This window comes from Qipengyuania sp. R86523, from assembly GCF_044596365.1.
GTDB classification, from domain to species: domain Bacteria; phylum Pseudomonadota; class Alphaproteobacteria; order Sphingomonadales; family Sphingomonadaceae; genus Qipengyuania; species Qipengyuania citrea.
In genome coordinates this window covers 1,210,844-1,231,207 of the sequence record NZ_CP138997.1, presented here as the reverse complement: position 1 = coordinate 1,231,207, position 20,364 = coordinate 1,210,844, and the positions used below count along the sequence as shown (strand labels likewise).

Here is a 20,364-nt window from a genome sequence, read left to right as displayed (position 1 = left end):
ATGAAACTGCTCAAGCTCGTCCCCGACGACACCAATATCAGCTTCCTCAAGTGGCGCGTGCCCTTCTTCGCCATCAGCGTTCTGCTGATTGCGGTCAGCTGGGCGCTGGTGCTGACCAAGGGCCTCAATTACGGCGTCGATTTCGCCGGCGGTCTCGAAGTGCGCGCCACCTTCACGCAAAGCGAGGAAGCGCCGGTGGTGGAGCTGCGCGACCAGGTCGAAGCGCTCGGCTACGGATCGCCGGTGGTGCAGCGCTTCGGCGAAGACAACCAGGTTTCGATCCGCGTGCGCCTGCCCGACGAGGTTTCCGCCGACAAGGAAGCCGCGCAGCAGGCGGCCAACGATATCGTCGACACGCTGCAGGCCGAATATGACGATTTCCGGCTCGACGGGAACGACAATGTGTCGGGCAAGGTCTCGGGCGAATTCCGCCAGACCGCGCTTTATGCATTGCTGGCCGCGATGGGGGCGATCGCGCTCTACATCTGGATCCGGTTCGAATGGCAGTTCGGTGTGGGCGCGCTGTTCGCGCTGTTCCACGACGTCAGCCTGACGCTGGGCATGTTCGCGCTGTTCCAGCTGGAATTCAGCCTCCAGATCATCGCCGCGATCCTTGCCATCATCGGCTATTCGCTCAACGACACGATCGTCATCTACGACCGCATCCGCGAGAATTTGAAGAAATACCGCAAGATGGAACTTCCCGCGCTGCTCGACCTGTCGGTCAACGAAACGCTGGCGCGGACGGTGATGACCTCGCTCACGCTGCTGGTGGCGCTGTTGCCGCTGCTGCTGTTCGGCCCCGCCAGCCTGTTCGGCATGGTCGCCGCGATCACGCTGGGCCTCTTCGTGGGTACTTACAGCTCGGTCTATTCGGCAGCGCCGATCCTGGTCTGGCTGGGCGTGACCAGCGACAGTTTCGTGCCGACCGAAAGCGTCGCCGACGAACAGGAAAAGAAGGCGCGCGGCCTGGTCTAGGCGACCGCGTCGTAATGGGCGGCGAGCGCGGCGGCGTTCGCTGTCCAGCTGAACCGCTCCACCGTCGCCGCCACCGCCTGGGGCGGGCGCGGGTTGCGCGTCACCTCGTCGATCCCTTCGCGCACCGCACGGCACGTCCGCGCTACGATGACGCCCGCCGCGGGTGAGGTGACCACCTCGCGCGCGCCGCCCGCATCGGTGATGACGATCGGCGTGCCGCAGGCCAGCGCCTCGATCCAGGCATTGGCGAGGCCTTCGCTGGCGGACGGCAGTACCATGGCATCGGCCGCGCTCAGGATGGGGGGGAGCAACGCAGGTTCGAGGCTGCCGAGGAAATGCACGCGGTCGGCCACGCCCACCTGCCTCGCCAGTCCGCGCAGGCTGGTTTTATCCGCCCCCGCACCGACCAGCAGCAAACGTGCATTCGGCAGATCGGCCAGCGCCTTGATCACGAAGGCCTGCCCCTTGCGTTCGATCAGCGCGCCCACCGTGACCAGCACCGTGTCCGACGCGGCCAGCGGGATGCCGAAGCTTTCGCCGAGGCGCTTTTTCAGGCCCACGTGATCCATCGGGCGAAACAGGTCGCGGTCGAGCCCGGTGTAATGCACCGTGATCTTGTCGCGCGCCATTCCCAGCTCTGCCATGTCGTCGGCCAGCGTCTCGCACACGGCCAGCACGCCTGCGGCGGCGTCGGCGGTTTCCAGCAGGGCATCGCGGCCATAGGCGCGCGCGCCCCAGAAATGGATGTCCGCGCCGCGCGCCTTGACCGAGAATGGCAGGCCCAGATCGCGCGCGACGGCCATTGCGGCGGGACCGTCGGGATAGAAGAACTGCGCATCGACCAGATCGAACGGCTGCTGCGCGTGAAGTTCGCGCGCGAGCGGCAGGACCGCCCTGGCGATCAGCCCCGGATTGAGCCGCCCGCCGATTTTGGGAAGCAGGCGGAATACCGGTCGATGCACGGTCATGCCGAATTCCTGCGTGTCGCAAGCAGCCTCCGACAGCACGCGATAGCGGCCCAGCGCCAGCGGCGGCAGGCCGATGGGGTTGATGACCGCCGTGTCCCAATGCGTGTCGCGCTGGAGCGCTTCGAGCGACTTGGCCACGAAGATCCCGAAGCGCGGCTGCGCCGTGTTGGGGAACAGGGTCGACAGCGACAGGACCCGGCGGGTTTTCGCCACGGTCACAGCCGCCGTACCAGCATTTCCGCCACCGCGATCCACGCCGGATTGTCGACCACCTGCTGCTTTTCGCCATGCCCGGGAGGCAACAGCCCAACCATGCTGCCCTGTCGGTCGATCAGCCGCCCGAACGCGAAGCGCCCACCCTTGCGGGGCACCAGCACGTCGCGGTTGATGGCGCGGGCAGCCTCCTCGGGCGCGATCCGGCGCAGCCACAACTGGTCCCCGGGTCGGTATTCGCCATGCGGGAATGCGATATCGAGCACCATCAGCGATCCGCCCCCGCCGAGATCGGTGGCGAGGATGGCGTCGCGCGGGGCGGCCCGCGCTTCCGGCCCCGCCTGTTCGAGCGTCGCAACGACTTGCGGGTGATCGCCGCTTTCGCTGCGCACCAGCATTTCGGGTTCGACCCCCAGCGCCGCGGCAATCCGTTCCATCCATTTGAGCGACAGGTTGCGCATGCCCGTTTCCAGCCGGCCCACCGTTTGCGGAGTGGTGGGCGGCTCGCACGCAGCAGCCAGATCGGCCAGCGTCAGTCCCTTCTGGCGGCGGATATCGCGGATGCGGTTGATCACTGCCCAATTCCCGGAATAACCAAATTGGTTTTCCATCTTTCCTACAGGAACCAGATGGAAGCAAGGGCAAACTCCCACCCACCGCAGGAGAAATGCCGATGCGCCGCAAGCTTGTCGAACGTGAACTTACCGAGGAAGGCCCGCGCCGTGGCAGGGGGGCACGGCCCGCACGGCGCAGCGTGACGGTCAATCTGGCGGAAAGCCCGCTGTCCTGGCTGCATGCGCGTGGACATTTGTCCGACCGCCGGTTCGATGCCGCCGAGCGGTTGCGGCTGGATTACGAAAAGGCGCAGCTGGCGCCGTCGGTCACGATGCGGTGGAATCCGGTGCGGGTCGATTGCGCAGGAAGCGGCGGGGACGGGCTCACGCCAAGCGAGCGGCAGCTTGCGGCGAAAGCGCGCTTCGATGGTGCGATGGCGGCGGCAGGGCAGGGGCTGAACGATATCCTCTGGCGTGTCGCCTGTTGGGGTGAGGGCGTGCCGGCGGCGGAAAAGGCGCTGGCCTGGCCCGCGCGCAGCGGCAAGCTGGTGCTCGGCATGGCGCTCGACCGAGTGGCCGATTTCTATCGCCTTAGTTGATGCTGCGTATGCTCGGGCTTTTTCGCTCAGGACCGTGGTCCATGCGGTCCATGTCTCCCGCATGCTGTCGGGATGGTGCCGGGGCAATCCTAGATATGGCGGCCAATCGCTTCGCGCAGTTCGGGCAGGACTTCGGCCTCGAACCACGGGTTCTGCCGCATCCAGATCGTCGAACGCCAAGCGGGATGCGGCAGCGGGAAGAAGTGCGGCAGGAATTCGCGGTATCGGCGCACGCGCTCGGTCATCGACAGCCTGCGCGCACCGGGCAGGTAATGGCCCTGCGCATAGGTCCCCACCAGCAGGGTCAGCCGGTCTTCGGGCAGCAGGTCGAGGATGCGATGGTGCCATTGCGGCGCGCATTCGCGGCGCGGGGGCTTGTCGCCGCCGCTCGCCTTGCCGGGATAGCAGAAGCCCATCGGCACCAGCGCCACCTGCGCAGGGTCGTACATCTGCTGCTTGGTCAGCCCGGTCCATTCGCGCAGCCGGTCGCCGCTGGCATCGTCCCACGGGATTCCGCTGGCATGGACCTTCGACCCGGGTGCCTGGCCAATGATAAGCAACCGCGCGGTTGCCGAAAACCCCGTCACCGGGCGCACACCATGCGGCAGATGCGCCGCGCAGGTGCGGCAGCTGGCGATCGCCGCGCGCAGCTCTGCCTCGGGGCTCACGCTTCGGCTTGCTCGGCGAGCTCCAGCCAGCGTTCCTCGGCGGCATCCTTCTCGGCGCGGGCATTCTCGATGCCTTGCGAGATGTTGGCGAAGCGTTGCGGATCGGCGGTGTAGAGCGTGGGATCGGACAGGATCGCCTCGCCCTTGGCGATCGCCGCTTCGAGCTCCTCGATTCGCGCCGGCAGGAGCTCGAGGTCGCGCTGGTCCTTGTAGGACAGCTTGGCGGGCCTTGCAGGCGGCGGGGGCGGGGGCGCGGACGGAGCCTTGCCGCCCGGCTTGTCCGCCCTTGCCTTGCTGGCGATGGTCTGGCGGCGCTTGCGCTGCCAGTCCTCGTAACCGCCCGCGACCACGTCGACCCTCCCGGTCCCGTCGAGCCCGAGCGTGATCGTCACCGTCCGGTCGAGGAAGTCGCGATCGTGGCTGACGATCAGCACCGTGCCCTCGTAGTCGGCGATGACCTCCTGCAGCAGGTCGAGCGTTTCGAGGTCGAGGTCGTTGGTCGGCTCGTCGAGCACCAGCAGGTTGCTCGCCTTGGCGAACTCGCGCGCCAGCAGCAGGCGGCTGCGTTCACCGCCCGACAGCACGCTGACCTTCATGTCGACGATCTTGGGGTCGAACAGGAAGTCCTTGAGATAGGCCTGCACATGCTTGCGATTGCCGCGCACGTCGATCCAGTCGCCGCCTTCGGCCAGCACCTGCCGGACGGTCTTGTCGGCAGTGAGCAGCTGGCGCTGCTGGTCGATCATCACGCCCGTCAGCGTCTTGGCGATCTCGACGCTGCCGCTGTCGGGTTCGAGCTCGCCGGTGAGCATGTTCAGCAGCGTGGTCTTGCCCGCGCCATTGGCGCCGACGATACCGATGCGGTCGCCCCGCTGGATGCGCAGGCTGAAGGGCTTGATGATCGTGCGTTCGCCATAGCTCTTGCTGATCCCGTCGGCGACGATGACCGATTTGGACTTGAACGAAGCCTCGGTCGCGAGCTGCAGCTTGGCCGTGCCGCCCGCGGTGATCATCGAGGCGCGCTGTTCGCGCATCTGGTAGAGCTTCTCGAGCCGGCCCTGGTTGCGCTTGCGCCGTGCGGTGACGCCGCGTTCGAGCCAGTGTGCTTCGAGCTTGAGCTTGGCGTCGAGCTTGTCCGCGGCCCGGGCCTCTTCGGCATAGACCTGCTCTTCCCACGCCTCGTAGCCGCCGAAGCCCACTTCCTTGCGGCGCAGGATCCCCCGGTCGAGCCACAGCGTCGCGCGCGTCAGCCGCTTGAGGAAGGTGCGGTCGTGGCTGATGACCAGGAAGGCGCCCTTGTAGCGTTCGAGCCAGCCTTCGAGCCAGTCGATCGCGCCCAGGTCGAGGTGGTTGGTCGGCTCGTCCATCAGCAGGAGGTCGGGGTCCTGCGCCAGCGCACGCGCGATGGCCGCACGGCGCTTCTCGCCGCCGCTCGCGCCTTCGGTGGCGCGCGTCATGTCGATGCCGAGCTGGCCCGCGATGGCGTCGACCTCGTGTTCCTGCGGGGCGCCGGCACCGGCCAGCGCCCAATCCATCAGCGTGGCATGACCGGTCAGGTCGGGGTCCTGCTCGAGCACCACGATCCGCGTGCCCGGCTTGATCTTGCGCTCGCCGGCATCGGTTTCGACCTGGCCGTCGATCATCCGGAACAGCGTGGTCTTGCCCACGCCATTGCGTCCGATCAGCGCGATCCGGTCGCGCGGGCCGACGTGCAGGTCCAGCGGCTCGTGGTCGGGCCCGCCGAACAGCCACTTGCCGCCCTGCTGCAGGGCGATGCCTTCAAGGCTGAGGATGGGGGGCTGTGCCATAGGCCGCGCGAGGTAGGCGCGCTTGGCCCCCGCCGCAAGCCGTCAGCGGGCCTGGCGCTGCTCTTCGACCATCCGCGCGACATCGGCGAGCAGCGCATGGGCATCGAAGACGATCCCGTCCTTGATCGTCCAGCGCACTCCGCCGACCTGCTCGATCGCCCCGGTTTCCCGGTTCAGCCGCGTATGCCCGGTGCCATAGAGGACCTTGAGATTGGCGAGCGGGTTCTCGGGCACGATCACGAGATCGGCGAGCTGCCCCACCGCGATGCGCCCCATCGGCGGTTCCTGCCCGAGCGGTTCGTACAAGGAGCGCGCGCCGTCGAGCGTCGCGGCGCGAATGACCGCCAGCGGCGACAGGCCCGCTTCGCGCAGCATCTCGAGCTCGCCGATATAGGCGAAGCCCCAGGTCTGGTAGATGTACCCAGGGTCAGAGCCTGCGGTGACGCGCCCGCCGCGGTCGTGGAAGTCCTTCGTCAGTTCGAACCACTTGGCGTAGAAGTTCCGCCACGCGACCTCGTCCTCGCTGGTCCAGTCCTTGTAATAGCTGCCGTGATTGGTCGCGCTGGGGGCGTAGAAATCGCCGAGCGAGGGGAGCGTGTACTTGGCGTGCCAGTCGAAACCGCGCGCTCGCATGACATCGCGGCTCGCGGCATAAATGTTGAAGGTCGGGCTGAGCGTCATGTCCTCGTCAATCAGCAGGTCGACATAGTCTTCCCACTTCTCGCTACCCGGCTCGACCGCCTGCGGGGCCAGGCGTGCCACCCAGGCGAAGCGCGACTGCTCGTCGAAGTAGTTGTAGTCACCGGGATAGTGCGGCAGCCCGGCCTTGAGCAGGCTTTCGAAGTGGCCGTAGAAATGCGTGACGTCGTCGAGGCCAAGCTCGACCGCAGTGCGCGCGTTGACTTCGGCAACGCCCGTCTGCGCCAGATGGGCGACAGTGCCCATCTGCAGCTTCTCGGCTTCGTCGAAAGCCGCTTGGAAGACTGCGGGGGAATAGCCGTTGAAGAACTTCACCCCCCAGTATCCCTGCGCCTTCGCCCAGCGCACCCATTCGCGCGCAGCGGCAGGCGTTTCGGGGGTGCCGCGGCCCCATTTGTTGCCGAACACGGCATAGGGGATCAGGCGCGGCGCGGTGATGGTGTTGGCGGCGCTGCGCCGCGTGTCGCTGATATCGGGCGTATCGGGACCGAAGTAGAAGCTGACGCCGCGGACCGTCGTCACGCCATGCGCAAGCCACAGCTTGTAGCCATAGGATGGCTGCGGCGCCTTCGACGCATCGCCATTATGGCCATGGACATCGACGAAACCGGGGAGGACGTACATGCCCTGCGCATCGACCACGCGCTGGGCAGTTTGCGCCTCTGCGGCCGGGGCCCCGCCGGGATAGAGTGCGGCAATGCGGTTGCCTTCGACGACGATATCGACCGGTCCGGCAGGCGGCGCGCCGCTGCCCTCGATCACGGTAGCCCCGCGGATAAGCAGTCTGTCGAAGGGGCCTTCGCCTTCGCCGGCGGGACGATCGGGCACGCGCTCCATCTGCGCGGCGAGCGGCTGCCCCCCCAGTCCGGCAAGCGCCGCGAGTGCCAATGTCCAAGCTTTCATAGATACCCCCTGAAGTCCGCGACGGTGGCTAGCGGCTGCCACGGTCCGAGGAAAGCGGGAACATTCCCGTTCAGCAAGCCGTAAAGCAGCCAAACGGATAATCCGTTCGACCTATGAGGAGCAAAGCCATGATCCGTTTCGCAATTCCCGCCCTAGCGGCAGCCACCTTCGCTTCCGCTGCGCAGGCCGCCGAAGTCCAGATCCAGGCGCAGGGCCCGGTCGTCGAACTCACCGTTAGCGAAGTGGTCGACGCCAAGCCCGATATCGTCGATCTGAGCGCGGGCGTGACCAGCCAGGCGCGCACCGCGGTCGAGGCCATGCGGATCAACGCGCGTGAGATGACCGCCGTGATCGACCGGATCAAGGCGCTGGGCGTGGACGCGGACGATATCCAGACCGCGGGCATCGATCTCAATGCGCAGTACGACTACGACCAGGAGACGCGCGAACAGGTCTTTCGCGGCTATCAGGCCTCCAATCGCGTCAGCGTGACGCTGCGCGATGTCGACCGCGCCGGTGAAGTGCTCGATGCGCTGGTTGCAGCCGGGGCAAACAACGTCGGCGGTCCCCGCTTCTCGCTGGACGATGACAATGCCGCGCGCGCGCAGGCCCGCAAGGTCGCGTTCGACAATGCGCGCTCGCAGGCGCAGCAATATGCCCAGTGGTCGGGCTTCACCAGCGTACGGCTGCTCGAAGTGAGCGAATCCGTGGCCGCCGGCTCGCCGATCGCCTTCGAGGAATCGGCCGGGCGGCAGGCGATGAAGGTTGCCGATGCGCCGACCCCCGTCGAGCCGGGGCTGGTCGGCACGCGGGTTTCACTGACGGTGAAATTCGAGATGACGCGCTAGGTCGAACCATCGCTTCCGCGCACATTCACCCCTTGTTCAATGCCCTGCGGCTAGGCAGACACGCATCATGTCACGCATTCTGACCTTATTGCTGGCCGCCGGGCTCGTTGCGGGCCCCGTTCTGGCCGAGTCTGCTTCTGCGCAGCAGCGCCGTTCCGAACAGGGCGAGGCGCGGCGCGAGATGAGCGCCGGCAACATCCTCGAATTGCGCGATATCGAGGCGCGTATCCTGCCGTCGATGCGCGGGGCCGAATATCTCGGGCCCGCATACGATTCGACTGCGATGGCCTACCGGCTCAAGTTCATCAAGGATGGCCGCGTGATGTATGTCGATGTCGATGCGCGCACCGGCAAGGTGCTGCGGCGCAGCCGCTGACCGGGCGCCGAAACGCGGGCGCGGTTGACGCGTTAACCGACATGAACGAAACGCGGCGTAAACTATCCGAGGACGGACTTATATGCGTATCCTGATCGTCGAGGACGAGCCCACGCTGGGCGAGCAGCTGAAATCGACGCTCGAACAGAATGGCTATGCGGTGGATCTGTCCACCGATGGCGAAGACGGCCATTTTCTCGGCAGCACCGAGGATTACGATGCAGTGATCCTCGATCTCGGCCTGCCCGAAATCGATGGGCTGACCGTGCTCGGCATGTGGCGCAAGGAAGGCCGCAAGTTCCCCGTCCTGGTGCTGACCGCGCGCGACAGCTGGTCCGACAAGGTCGCCGGCCTCGACGCAGGAGCCGACGATTACCTTGCCAAGCCGTTCCAGACCGAAGAGCTGATTGCCCGCCTGCGCGCGCTCATCCGCCGTGCTTCGGGCAATACGTCGAGCGAGCTGACTGCCGGTGCGGTCCGCCTCGATACGCGGTCGGGCCGGGTGACGCTGCAGGGCGAACCGGTCAAGCTGACCGCGCAGGAATACAAGCTGCTGAGCTACCTGATGCACCACAAGGGCAAGGTCGTCAGCCGCACCGAACTGATCGAGCATATCTACGATCAGGATTTCGACCGCGATTCGAACACGATCGAGGTCTTCGTCACCCGCATTCGCAAGAAGCTGGGTGCGGAAGTGATTACGACGATCCGTGGACTCGGGTACAGCCTCGACGACCCCGCCGACCAGCCGCGCGCCTGACGGGGCGTCCGGCGCGGTTGCGAAGGTCGGGAAATCCCCGCCGGCGAATCCTGCCGCCGAAAATCCGGTGACCGTGGCCACGCCGCCGCCCGCCAAACGCAGCCTGGCGCGGCGGATGATGGCGATTGCCGCGCTGTGGATCGGCGTGCTGCTGCTCGGCGGCGGTTTCGCGCTCGATCGGACGCTGGTCCGGTTGGTCGAGGACAATTTCGACGAACAGCTCGAATATGTGCAGACCGCGCTGATCACTTCGGCCGAAATCGACAGCTTCGGGGATGTGCAGCTGTATCGCTCTCTCGGCGACCAGCGGTTCCTCGAACCCAATAGCGGGGTTTACTGGCAGGTGACCGGCGAAGGGCACCAGCCGTTCCCCAGTCGCAGCCTGTGGGATCGCAACCTGACGGTACAGGGCGATCACTTCGACAACGAACCCCATTTCTACGATTCGGACCAGTTCGAAGACGAACCGCTGCGGATCGTCGAACGCACGGTCATCCTGCCCGACAGCGACACGCGCTGGACCTTCGCGGTGGCCTCGGCTCGCGACGAGCTCGATTACCAGATCACGCGGATCCGTTCGATCCTGGTCTGGAGTTTCGCCGCGCTCGGGCTTGGTTTGCTGACGATGGCGATGCTGCAGAGCTGGTACGGCCTGTCGCCGCTGCGCCGGGTGCGCGAGGCGATCCTAGCGATGCGGACACATGGCACCAACCGGATCACCGCGCCGCTCCCGCTCGAGGTCGAACCGCTGGTCGATGAAATCAACGCGCTGCTGGCCCATACCGAGCAGCAGGCCGAGGAAGCCCGCATGCATGCCGGCAATCTGGCGCATGCGCTCAAGACCCCGCTCACCGTCCTGACCAACGCCGCGACAGCGCACGATCCGCGCCTGTCCGATCTGGTGTGCCGCGAAACCAAGACGATGCAGCGCCATGTCGAGCATCATCTAGCCCGTGCGCGTGCCGTGGGCCGGCGGGCCAGCGGCCATGCGCGCGCCGAAGTCTGGCCGAGCGCGGAAAGCGTGCTGCGCGCCGTAACCCGGATTTACGAGGACACCCGGTTCGACCTCGATGGCAACCGCGATGCCGCAGTCGCGATGGAACGGCAGGATCTCGACGAGATACTGGGCAATCTGATCGAGAACGCTGCCAAATACGGAGGTGGCAGCGTGTTTGTGACGATCGATGCCGTGCGCGCGGCGAAGGACTGCACGATCTGGATCGAGGATGACGGTATGGGCATCCCCGAAAGCGCGCGCGCGAAAATCTTCGACCGCGGTGCACGGCTCGACACGGGCAAGCCCGGCACGGGGCTCGGCCTCGCCATCGTCCGCGATGTCGTCCAGATCTACGGCGGTTCGGTGGATCTCGGCGAAAGCGAGGACCTGGGCGGCTTGCTGGTTCGCCTGACGCTGCCGCGCAGTGCGCCGTAGCGCGCGGCTGCCAGTTAGCGGCCGGCAGCGCGTTCGTGGTGGCGGATGACCTCATCGATGATGAAGCGCAGGAATTTCTCGCTGAATTCGGGGTCCAGTTCGCTTTCCTCGGCCAGGTTCCGCAGCCGTGCGATCTGCGCCTGTTCGCGCGAGGGATCGGCGGGCGGCAGCGTGGCCTTCGCCTTGTATTCGCCCACGGCCTGAGTGATGCGGAACCGTTCGGCCAGCATGTGGATCAGGGCGGCGTCGATGTTGTCGATGCTCTTGCGAAAGCCGGCGAGCACGGGATCGGGCGGGGCGTTATCGGACATTCTGGGTACGCTAACAAGAAATGTACGCTTGCCAAGAAAGCTTGCGCAGACCATGGCCAAGCCGAAATGTCTGCCGACGTACTTACCCTGCCGCGCAAGGAGCCCGAAGGATCGATCGAGCCGATGCTGGCTCTCACCGCTCCGGGCATGAATCAGGTCAATCAGGTCATCCTTGACCGGATGCAAAGCGAGGTGCCGTTGATCCCGGCGCTTGCGGGTCACCTGATTTCGGGCGGCGGCAAGCGCCTGCGCCCGATGCTGACGCTCGCGGGTGCGGAGCTGGTCGGTTACACGGGCAACCGGCAGCACAAGCTCGCCGCGGCGGTAGAGTTCATCCACACCGCGACGCTGCTCCACGACGACGTCGTCGACGGCAGCGACCTGCGGCGCGGCAAGGCGGCCGCCAATATCATCTACGGCAACCCGGCGACCGTGCTGGTGGGCGATTTCCTCTTCAGCCGCTCGTTCGAACTGATGACCGAAGACGGCAGTCTCAAGGTTCTCAAGATCCTGTCGGGCGCATCGGCGATCATTGCCGAAGGCGAAGTCGACCAGCTCACCGCGCAGCGCAAGATCGACACGAGCGAGGAACGCTACCTCCATATCATTCGCGCGAAGACCGCCGCGCTGTTCGCCGCGGCCAGCCGCATAGCGGCCGTGGTCGCGGAGTGCAGCGAGGAACAGGAGCAGGCACTCGACGAATATGGCCGCAATCTCGGGGTGGCATTCCAGCTCGTCGACGATGCGATGGATTACGATTCGAATGCGGCCGCCATGGGCAAGGACCGCGGCGACGATTTCCGCGAAGGCAAGATGACGCTGCCGGTCATTCTGGCCTATGCGCGGGGTAGCGCGGAAGAGCGTGAATTCTGGAAGGCAGCCATCGGCGGCTTCAAGACCAGCGATGCGGATCTCGACCATGCGATCGAACTGATCGATCGGCACAATGCGGTGGCGGACACGAAGGCACGTGCGCGTCACTTTGCGCAGTGCGCGATCGATGCACTGTCGATTTTTCCCGACGGTACCGCGCGGCAGGCGATGACGCAGGCTGCGCTGTTCTCTGTCGCACGCGGGTACTGAGCGGCTTCAGGCTAACGACCACATCCGGATGGGTCTGGCCGGGCAGCGGTTGCCCAAGCCGTCTCGACTTCATGCGGACGACGGGGTTAGGGGCAGGGCGTGAGCGATCTACCCATCCACGCGGTCCTGCCCGATCTGCTTGACGCGCTGCGCATGCAGAGCGGGGCCGTGCTGGTCGCGCCGCCGGGCGCAGGCAAGACGACCGCGGTGGCGCCCGCACTGCTGGACCAGCCGTGGTGCAATGGCACCGTGATCCTCACTTCGCCCCGACGCGTTGCAGCGCGGGCCGCGGCCGAGCGGATGGCGCAGGCGCTGGGGGAAAAGCCCGGCGAAACGATCGGTTATCTGACCCGGCTCGACACGAAGCGATCCGCACGAACGCGCGTGCTGGTCATGACCGAGGCGATTTTCGTCAACACCGTGCTTGCTGATCCCGAGTTGGCAGGCGTTTCGGCGGTACTGTTCGACGAAGCGCACGAAAGGCACCTCGACAGCGACCTGGGGCTTGCGCTCGCGCTCGAAAGCCGGGCGGTGCTGCGCGAGGATTTGCGCGTGCTGGTCATGTCGGCGACCATCGACGGCGCGCGCTTCCGCACGCTGCTCGGTGACGATGCGCGCATGATCGAAAGCGCGGGGCGCGCGCACCCGCTGCAGATCGAATGGCTGGGCGCGATGCCGCAAATCCCGGTGGAAGACGCGGTCGCCAAGGCGATCGGCACGGCCTGGCGCGAACAGGCGGGCGACATCCTTGCCTTCCTGCCAGGCGTGCGCGAGATCGAGTGCACGCGCGAACGGCTGGAAGGCCGCTTGCCGAATGCGCTCGTCCTCCCGCTGCACGGGCAAGTCGATCCGGCGGGCCAGCGCGCCGCGATCCGGCGCGATCCCGAGGGGCGTCGGCGGATCGTGCTGGCAACTGCCATCGCCGAGACATCGCTCACGCTCGACGGCGTCTCGGTCGTCGTCGATGCTGGCCTGTCCCGCCGCGCGGAATTCGACCGCGCGGCCGGGACCACGCGGCTGGTCACACATCGCGCGAGCCAAGCGGCTGCCGCGCAGCGGGCAGGCCGCGCCGCGCGGCAGGGCCCGGGTGTCGCCTACCGGCTATGGGAAGAAGCCGGTCACGCGGGCCGTCCCGCATTCGATCCGCCCGAAATGGAAACCGCCGATCTTGCTCCACTGGTGCTGGCGCTGGCGCAATGGGGCACGGGCGATCCCGGCGAACTGGCATGGCTCGATCCGCCGCCTGCCGCTTCGATCGCCGCGGCACGCAGCACATTGGCAGCACTGGGGGCACTCGATGCCGAAGGGCGCATTACCGAGACGGGAAGCAAGCTCGCCAAGCTCCCTCTCGACCCGCAGGGAGCGGCGTGCGTGCTGTTCGGTGCCGAACACGGCGTAGCAGAAGATGCGGCGCGGCTCGCCCTGTTGCTCCAGGAACGAGGGCTCGGCGGGCAGGGCGAAGATCTGGAAGCGCGTCTCGCTCGCTGGAACGCGGACCGGGGCGCGCGTGCGGAAGCGAACCGCAGGCTGGCGGGCCGCTGGGCGAAAACCGCACGCAACCTCGTTTCGGCGAGCGCGGATGCCAACCGGCCCCCATCCGGCATCCTCCTCGCAGCCGGACGACCCGAATTCATTGCCCGGCGCCGCGATGCGAGTGGAGAGAGCTGGATCGCCGCCGGCGGGCGCGGTTTCGTCCTCGACCCGGCATCGCCGCTCGCACGCGCCGACTATCTCGTCATCGGTGATGCGCAGGGGCAGGCCAAGGGGGCGCGGATCACTTCGGCAATCGCGCTGGCCGAAAGCGATATCGAACGCTGGTTGCCCGAGCGGATCGAACGCCGGCAGGTCCTGCGATGGAATGGGGAACGGGTCGAGGCCCTGCTCGAGCGCAGGCTCGGCGCGGTCACTCTCGCGCGCGGACCCGACCCTTCGCCGGACCCACAGGCCATCGCTACGCTGCTGCTGGAAAAGGCGCGCCGGGATCCAGCAAAACTCCTTCCTGCGGATCTGCTTGCGCGTGCAAGCTATGCCGGGATCGAAGCGCTTTCACCCGAGGCCCTGGCGCAGACCGCAGACCTCTGGCTGCTGCCGCTGGTCGAGGGGCGGCGCGATCTGAACATACCGAAGGGCAGACTGGTCGATGCGGTGCTGGGCCAGCTCGATTGGGATAGCCGCCAGACGCTCGACAGCGCAGCTCCCCGCGTATTTGCGTCGCCTGCAGGCACGACGCATGCGATCGACTATACGGGGGACGATGCACCGAGCGTCGAAGTGCGCGTACAGGCATTGTTCGGGCTGGAACGCCATCCGCTGGTCGGACGCACGCCCTTGCTGCTCAAGCTGACGAGTCCCGCGGGGCGTCCGATCCAGTCGACGCGCGACCTGCCGGGGTTCTGGCGGGGGAGCTGGGCCGACGTGCGCAAGGACATGAAGGGCCGTTACCCCAAGCACCGCTGGCCCGAGCAGCCCTGGGCGGAAAAGCCGAGTTTGAAAACCAAGAACGCCTTTTCAAAAACCAGCGGCTGACTTAAGGGCGCACCCATGGCAGCACGAATTTATCAGCGACCGAAGAACGCCATGCAGTCGGGCAGGGCCCGGACCGATGAATGGGTGCTCGAATTCGAGCAGTCCGAGGCGCGGCGTCCCGATCCGCTGATGGGGTGGACCGGCAGCGGCGATACGCAGGCGCAGGTTCAGCTGACTTTTCCGACAAAGGAAGAGGCGCAGGCCTATGCGCGCAAATACGATATCGTTGCCCGCGTCCATGCTACGCCGCCCAAGAGCCTCAAACTGCAGGCCTACGCCGACAATTTTCGCTGAGCGCAGTTCGTCCTTCAGCGGGATAACCATTGGCTGATAGCGCTGCCGCGAATGCCCGGCCTAGGGGCTGGACAAAACCCGCCAACCTCACCATATGGCGCGCCGGGAGTCGGTCGGACGTTTGCGTTCGCTCACCGGGTCAGGTCCGGAAGGAAGCAGCCCAGGTGAATTGCGGCGGGTCGGCCGGCTCCTCTTTCACCCACAATTCGTAATCGTGACGGCATGACTTTTGCCGCGGTAGTGCCTACCTAGTCGGCGATGGGTGATTCACCGGACAATCCTGACAGCCCCCCGTGGGACGGCGCCGCGCAAGAGGTCGATACGCCCAGTGCGGCGGATCTCGAGGAAGCGGGGCAGGAACGAGATGTTCGGCGGTGCTGCACCGCAGCCTGCCGCGCCTGCGGCGCCGCATGCCGATGGCCCGGCAGAAGCATCGCCTCCGCCAACTGTAAATGCCGCCAATCCGGCGCCGGTCGATCCCGCACAGCCCTACCGCGTTCTCGCGCGCAAGTACCGGCCGCAGACCTTCGCCGAACTCATCGGGCAGGAAGCGATGGTGCGTACGCTGGCCAATGCGATCGCGCGCAACCGGCTGGCGCATGCCTTCCTGATGACGGGCGTTCGCGGGGTGGGCAAGACATCGACCGCCCGGCTTATCGCGAAGGCCCTGAACTGCGTCGGACCCGACGGGCAGGGCGGCCCGACCATCAGCCCCTGCGGCGTGTGCGAACCCTGCCGCGCGATTGCCGAGGGGCGCCATATCGACGTGATCGAGATGGACGCCGCCAGCCATACCGGCGTCGACGATGTGCGCGAGATCATCGAAGCGGTGCGCTACGCGGCGGTTTCGGCGCGCTACAAGATCTACATTATCGACGAAGTCCACATGTTGTCGCGCAACGCTTTCAACGCCTTGCTCAAGACGCTGGAAGAACCGCCCGCACATGTGAAGTTCCTGTTCGCCACCACCGAGGTCGAAAAGCTTCCGGTGACAGTGCTCAGCCGCACGCAGCGGTTCGATCTGCGGCGCATCCCTTCCGAACTGCTCGAAGCGCATTTTGCGTCGATCTGCGAAAAGGAAGGCGTCGAGGCGGAAGCCGAGGCGCTGCACATCGTTGCCAACGCGGCAGAGGGATCGGTTCGCGACGGCTTGTCGATCCTCGACCAGGCCATCGCGCATGCCGATCTCGATACCAACAGCAAGGTGACCGCAGCGCGGCTTCGCGACATGCTGGGCCTGGCCGACAAGAGCGCACAGCGGCGCCTGTTCGGCCACATGCTGGAGGGCGAGGGCAAGGCCCTGCTCGAGGCGGTCGACGAACAATATGCACTGGGCGTAGAGCCGTTGGCGCTGCTGCGTGCGCAGATGGATGTGGCCCACCGGATCACGGTGGCACAGGTTTCCGGCAACGAGCCCGAAGGGGTAAGCGCGGACGAGCGCGAGCAGCTGACGGAATGGGCTGCGCGGATTCCCACCGGCCAGTTGCACCGTCTGTGGCAATTGCTGCTCAAGGGGCACGAGGAAGTCCGGCTTGCGCCCGATCCGCTGGTTGCGCTGCGCATGGCGCTGCTGCGCACCCTGCATGCCGGACAGATGCCCGATCCGGGCAAGCTGGCCAGGAAGCTCGAAACCTTTTCCGAGCGTGGACCTGCGCCAGCATCTCCCCCCGCACCGGAAGGCGGGGGCGAGGCGGCCCCGCAGGCGGCGCTGGACTGGAAGGAAACGGTCGATGCGATCGACGCTTCGGGGATGATGCAGCAGGCCAGCGTCATGCGCCTGCAGGTGCGGGTGGTCGAGTTCACCGACGGTACCCTGCGCTACGGGCGCGATGCGAAATATTCCGAAGATATCGCGCCGGTCCTGCGCGAGACATTGCACCGCCATACCGGCAAGCGCTGGACGGTCGAGGAAGTGCCGGGCGGGGACGGCGCGCCCTCGCTGGTCGAAGTGGCCGAGGCCGAGCGTGATGCGGCCGCCGCAGCAACACGCGCGCATCCGCTCGTCAGGGCTGCGCTCGACACCTTCCCCGAAGCGGAATTGATTGAAGACGGCGGCGCATCCTCCCAGCGCCGCGAAATCCCTTGGAGTAGAAAAGCATGAACATGGAAGAAATGCTCGCGCAGGCGCAGAAAGCCGCGGAAACGATCCAGAAGCAGATGAGCGATGCCCAGGCCAAGCTCGACGAAATCGAAGTCGAAGGATCGGCCGGCGGCGGCCTCGTGAAGGTGCGCGCGACCGCGCGGGGCCGGATCGTTGGCGTTGCGATCGACGACAGCCTGATGAAGCCCGAAGAAAAGCAGATGCTCGAGGATCTGGTGACGGCGGCGTTCAACGACGCGCGCGATCGCGCCGATCGCGTATCGGGTCAGGAAATGGACAAGATCCAGCAGGGCGCCGGCCTTCCCGCCGGGTTCAAGCTGCCCGGAATGTAAGATCGGGGTGCGCGCCGGGTCGGTGCGCGCTCTCAGCGGGCCAAACACGGCCTTTCCGCCAATGTGCACTTCCCTGGCCGGGGCGTTTCAGAAGCGCTCCGGCCATGGCATATCAGTCCTGCCGAGGATGCGGTCGTCGCCGTTCGTCCAGATCGCGGTTGTTGTCGAAGGTGCGCCAGCCCTCGCGGTCACGGATCAAAGCCGCGTCGCACCGCGCGCAATTCGTCCGGAAATTCATCCCATCGTCCCAGACATGGCGACGGTTCACGCGATGGCCGCGGATTTTGCAGACCATTGAACCCAGCATCGCTAGCCCTCCCACTGCAGAACGCGTCTTGGCACCGAGTCGGTGTATGGTTAAGCGACATTAAACGCGTGTGAAGCGCGTCACCAGCCATCCACATGACTTTGACCGGCGGCGTTGCGTTGCGGGACATGGCTCACCATATTCCTCGGGAACGGCCGACAATGGCCCCAATGGAATTGATTGATGACCCAGAGCTACCCCCTTCTTCCCCTGCGTGACATCGTGGTGTTCCCCGGCATGGTGGTGCCGCTGTTCGTGGGACGTGACAAATCGGTCGCCGCGCTCGAATTGGCGATGGAAGGAAGCAAGGACATCTTCCTGCTCGCGCAGCTCGACCCGGGCTGCGACGATCCCGAGCGCGACGATCTGTTCGATGTCGGCGTGGTGGCGCAGGTCCTGCAGCTGCTCAAGCTGCCCGACGGCACCGTCCGTGTGCTGGTTCAGGGGGCGGCGCGGGCATCGCTCGAAGCGCTCGAACCACGCGGCGAATTCGTCGAAGCGGTGGTTTCGTCGAGCGATCTGGTAACCGCTTCGGGCAATGAAGTGGTCGCGATGATGCGGCAGGTGGTCGAACAATTCGGCGAATATGCCAAGCTCAACAAGAAGTTGGGCGAGGACGCGGCGGACCAGCTGGGCGATATCGACGATGCCGGCGAGCTCGCGGATACGATTGCCGCAGCGATCAACGCCAAGGTGTCGGACAAGCAGGCGCTGCTGGTCGAGCGCGACCCGCTCAAGCGGCTCGAAATGGTCATGTCCTTCATGGAAGGCGAGCTGTCGGTGCTGCAGGTGGAGCGCCGGATCCGTGGCCGCGTGAAGCGGCAGATGGAAAAGACCCAGCGCGAATACTATCTCAACGAACAGCTCAAGGCGATCCAGAACGAGCTGGGCGGCGACGACGACGCGAGCGACGAAATCGCCGAACTGACCGAAAAGATCGCCAAGACCAAGCTCAGCAAGGAAGCCCGCGAAAAGGCCGAAGCCGAGCTCAAGAAGCTCAAGGCCATGCAGCCCATGAGCGCCGAAGCGACGGTCATCCGCAATTATCTGGACGTGCTGCTCGACCTGCCCTGGGGCAAGAAGAGCAAGGTCAAGAAAGACATCGGTAAGGCGCAGCAGGTGCTCGATGCCGATCACTACGGGCTCGAGAAGGTCAAGGACCGGATCATCGAATATCTCGCGGTGCAGGCGCGCACGCGCAAGCTGAAGGGGCCGATCCTGTGCCTCGTCGGCCCGCCGGGCGTCGGCAAGACCTCGCTGGGCAAGAGCATCGCCAAGGCGACGGGACGCGAATTCGTGCGCCAGTCGCTCGGCGGCGTGCGGGACGAAGCGGAAATCCGCGGGCACCGGCGCACCTATATCGGCTCGCTCCCGGGCAAAATCGTCACCAACCTCAAGAAGGCGGGCAAGATCAACCCGCTGTTCCTGCTCGACGAGATCGACAAGCTGGGCCAGGACTTCCGCGGCGATCCCGCTTCGGCGCTGCTCGAAGTGCTCGACCCCGAACAGAACAGCAAGTTCCAGGACCACTATCTGGAACTCGACCTCGACCTGTCGGACATCATGTTCGTGACGACGGCGAACAGCCTGAACCTGCCGCAGCCCTTGCTCGACCGGATGGAGATCATCCGGCTCGAAGGCTATACCGAGGACGAAAAGGTCGAAATCGCCCAGCGCCACCTGCTTGCCAAGCAGATCGAGGAACATGGCCTCAAGGAAGGCGAATTCGAGCTGACCGAAGAAGGTTTGCGCGACCTGATCCGCTATTACACCCGCGAGGCGGGCGTGCGCACGCTGGAGCGGGAACTCGCCCGGCTGGCTCGCAAGAGCCTGCGCAAGATCCTCGAAAACGAGGTCGAAAGCGTCACGATTACGCCTGACAACCTCAGCGAGTTTGCCGGGGTGCGCAAGTTCAAGCACGGCATGAGCGAGGAAGAACCTCAGGTCGGTGCAGTGACCGGGCTCGCCTGGACCGAGGTCGGCGGCGAACTGCTGACGATCGAAAGCGTCACCACGCCGGGCAAGGGCGAGATCAAGACCACCGGCAAGCTCGGCGAAGTGATGAATGAAAGCGTCGCCGCGGCGTTCAGTTTCGTGAAGGCGCGCGCGCCGCATTACGGGATCAAGCCGAGCCTGTTCCAGCGCCGCAACATCCACATTCACTTGCCCGAAGGGGCAGTCCCGAAGGATGGCCCTAGCGCTGGCGTGGGGATGGTCACCTCGATCGTCTCGACGCTGTCGGGGATCTCGGTACGGCCCGATGTCGCCATGACCGGCGAGGTCACGCTGCGGGGCCGCGTTCTCGCCATCGGCGGGTTGAAGGAAAAGCTCCTCGCCGCACTGCGCGGCGGGATCGGCAAAGTCCTGATCCCCGAGGAAAACGTCAAGGACCTCGCGGAAATCCCCGCGAATGTGAAGGACGGGCTGGAAATCGTTCCGGTGGCCCATGTCGACGAAGTGCTCGCGCATGCGCTGTGCAGCGTGCCGGACCCGATCGAATGGACCGAAGCCGACGATCTCGCAGCCCAGCCCGACCACGCACAAAGAGTGGCATCACAGACTGCGCATTAACAATTGATGTGCTGCATTGCAGCAACTCGCATG

19 protein-coding genes and 1 other RNA gene are annotated in these 20,364 nt (G+C 65.8%); 13 read left to right on the top strand and 7 right to left on the bottom strand.

From position 1 onward, the window contains the following. Positions 1 to 978 carry a protein translocase subunit SecF gene (gene secF / locus SJY12_RS06060; RefSeq protein ID WP_063506008.1) on the top strand — a complete coding sequence of 326 codons (978 nt, stop codon included), beginning with the start codon at positions 1 to 3 and terminating at the stop codon, positions 976 to 978. Here the strand turns inward: secF and SJY12_RS06055 are convergent. Continuing rightward, positions 975 to 2,159, bottom strand: coding sequence for a glycosyltransferase (locus tag SJY12_RS06055; RefSeq protein ID WP_397506481.1), 1,185 nt, complete (start codon positions 2,157 to 2,159; stop codon positions 975 to 977). The two genes, secF and SJY12_RS06055, sit on opposite strands and share 4 nt — an antisense overlap. Before the next feature lie 2 nt (positions 2,160 to 2,161). After that, positions 2,162 to 2,734, bottom strand: coding sequence for a helix-turn-helix domain-containing protein (locus SJY12_RS06050; protein WP_160767143.1), 573 nt, complete (start codon positions 2,732 to 2,734; stop codon positions 2,162 to 2,164). A gap of 98 nt (positions 2,735 to 2,832) precedes the next feature. On the opposite strand from SJY12_RS06050, the gene SJY12_RS06045 reads away from it, so the two are divergent. Next, a complete protein-coding gene (locus tag SJY12_RS06045; protein WP_397506480.1) occupies positions 2,833 to 3,312 on the top strand; it encodes a DUF6456 domain-containing protein in 480 nt (159 codons plus the stop codon). Between the two features lie 89 nt (positions 3,313 to 3,401). On the opposite strand, the gene SJY12_RS06040 is transcribed toward SJY12_RS06045, so the two are convergent. The 3 genes from SJY12_RS06040 to SJY12_RS06030 are packed head-to-tail and all read right to left on the bottom strand — an operon-like array spanning position 3,402 to position 7,390. Beyond that, positions 3,402 to 3,980 (bottom strand): uracil-DNA glycosylase family protein, encoded by a 579-nt coding sequence (locus SJY12_RS06040; RefSeq protein WP_063511749.1) that lies wholly within the window; start codon positions 3,978 to 3,980, stop codon positions 3,402 to 3,404. Then, positions 3,977 to 5,788, bottom strand: a complete 1,812-nt coding sequence (locus tag SJY12_RS06035; protein ID WP_397506478.1) for an ABC-F family ATP-binding cassette domain-containing protein — start codon at positions 5,786 to 5,788, stop codon at positions 3,977 to 3,979. Before SJY12_RS06035 ends, SJY12_RS06040 begins: the two co-directional genes overlap by 4 nt. Before the next feature lie 42 nt (positions 5,789 to 5,830). Continuing rightward, the gene (locus SJY12_RS06030; RefSeq protein ID WP_397506475.1) at positions 5,831 to 7,390 is read right to left on the bottom strand and encodes an amidohydrolase family protein; all 1,560 of its coding nucleotides are present in this window, start codon (positions 7,388 to 7,390) and stop codon (positions 5,831 to 5,833) included. Between the two features lie 128 nt (positions 7,391 to 7,518). Here SJY12_RS06030 and SJY12_RS06025 point away from each other — a divergent pair, with 128 nt between their 5' ends. The 4 genes from SJY12_RS06025 to SJY12_RS06010 all read left to right on the top strand — a co-directional run bounded on the left by SJY12_RS06025 (position 7,519) and on the right by SJY12_RS06010 (position 10,806). Further along, positions 7,519 to 8,238: an SIMPL domain-containing protein gene (locus tag SJY12_RS06025; protein WP_397506473.1), complete on the top strand. Its 720-nt coding sequence runs from the start codon at positions 7,519 to 7,521 to the stop codon at positions 8,236 to 8,238. Positions 8,239 to 8,305: 67 nt separating this feature from the next. Further along, positions 8,306 to 8,614, top strand: coding sequence for a PepSY domain-containing protein (locus tag SJY12_RS06020; protein ID WP_397506471.1), 309 nt, complete (start codon positions 8,306 to 8,308; stop codon positions 8,612 to 8,614). Between the two features lie 82 nt (positions 8,615 to 8,696). Beyond that, complete coding sequence (locus SJY12_RS06015; RefSeq protein ID WP_050600073.1) at positions 8,697 to 9,374, top strand: response regulator transcription factor; 678 nt, start codon at positions 8,697 to 8,699, stop codon at positions 9,372 to 9,374. Beyond that, positions 9,325 to 10,806 (top strand): sensor histidine kinase, encoded by a 1,482-nt coding sequence (locus tag SJY12_RS06010; RefSeq protein ID WP_397506469.1) that lies wholly within the window; start codon positions 9,325 to 9,327, stop codon positions 10,804 to 10,806. The genes SJY12_RS06015 and SJY12_RS06010 overlap by 50 nt, the downstream gene beginning before the upstream one ends. Positions 10,807 to 10,820: 14 nt before the next feature. Here SJY12_RS06010 and SJY12_RS06005 read toward each other — a convergent pair whose 3' ends face one another. After that, the gene (locus SJY12_RS06005; protein ID WP_050600071.1) at positions 10,821 to 11,117 is read right to left on the bottom strand and encodes a chorismate mutase; all 297 of its coding nucleotides are present in this window, start codon (positions 11,115 to 11,117) and stop codon (positions 10,821 to 10,823) included. Between the two features lie 66 nt (positions 11,118 to 11,183). Between SJY12_RS06005 and SJY12_RS06000 the strand changes: the two genes are divergently transcribed. The 6 genes from SJY12_RS06000 to SJY12_RS05975 all read left to right on the top strand — a co-directional run bounded on the left by SJY12_RS06000 (position 11,184) and on the right by SJY12_RS05975 (position 17,453). After that, positions 11,184 to 12,200 (top strand): polyprenyl synthetase family protein, encoded by a 1,017-nt coding sequence (locus tag SJY12_RS06000; RefSeq protein ID WP_160767137.1) that lies wholly within the window; start codon positions 11,184 to 11,186, stop codon positions 12,198 to 12,200. Between the two features lie 99 nt (positions 12,201 to 12,299). Then, on the top strand, positions 12,300 to 14,726 hold the full coding sequence (gene hrpB / locus SJY12_RS05995; RefSeq protein WP_397506466.1) for an ATP-dependent helicase HrpB: 2,427 nt from the start codon (positions 12,300 to 12,302) through the stop codon (positions 14,724 to 14,726). Positions 14,727 to 14,741: 15 nt separating this feature from the next. Then, a complete protein-coding gene (locus SJY12_RS05990) occupies positions 14,742 to 15,020 on the top strand; it encodes an ETC complex I subunit (RefSeq protein ID WP_063505540.1) in 279 nt (92 codons plus the stop codon). Positions 15,021 to 15,122: 102 nt separating this feature from the next. Next, an RNA gene (ffs, locus tag SJY12_RS05985) (signal recognition particle sRNA small type) lies at positions 15,123 to 15,217 on the top strand. Positions 15,218 to 15,384: 167 nt separating this feature from the next. Then, positions 15,385 to 17,121, top strand: coding sequence for a DNA polymerase III subunit gamma/tau (locus SJY12_RS05980; RefSeq protein ID WP_397506464.1), 1,737 nt, complete (start codon positions 15,385 to 15,387; stop codon positions 17,119 to 17,121). Further along, a complete protein-coding gene (locus tag SJY12_RS05975) occupies positions 17,118 to 17,453 on the top strand; it encodes a YbaB/EbfC family nucleoid-associated protein (RefSeq protein WP_063505538.1) in 336 nt (111 codons plus the stop codon). Before SJY12_RS05980 ends, SJY12_RS05975 begins: the two co-directional genes overlap by 4 nt. Before the next feature lie 112 nt (positions 17,454 to 17,565). Here SJY12_RS05975 and SJY12_RS05970 read toward each other — a convergent pair whose 3' ends face one another. Next, positions 17,566 to 17,760, bottom strand: coding sequence for a hypothetical protein (locus tag SJY12_RS05970; RefSeq protein ID WP_397506462.1), 195 nt, complete (start codon positions 17,758 to 17,760; stop codon positions 17,566 to 17,568). Between the two features lie 183 nt (positions 17,761 to 17,943). Here SJY12_RS05970 and lon point away from each other — a divergent pair, with 183 nt between their 5' ends. Then, a complete protein-coding gene (gene lon / locus SJY12_RS05965) occupies positions 17,944 to 20,331 on the top strand; it encodes an endopeptidase La (RefSeq protein ID WP_397506460.1) in 2,388 nt (795 codons plus the stop codon). The last annotated feature ends 33 nt before the right edge of the window (positions 20,332 to 20,364 follow it).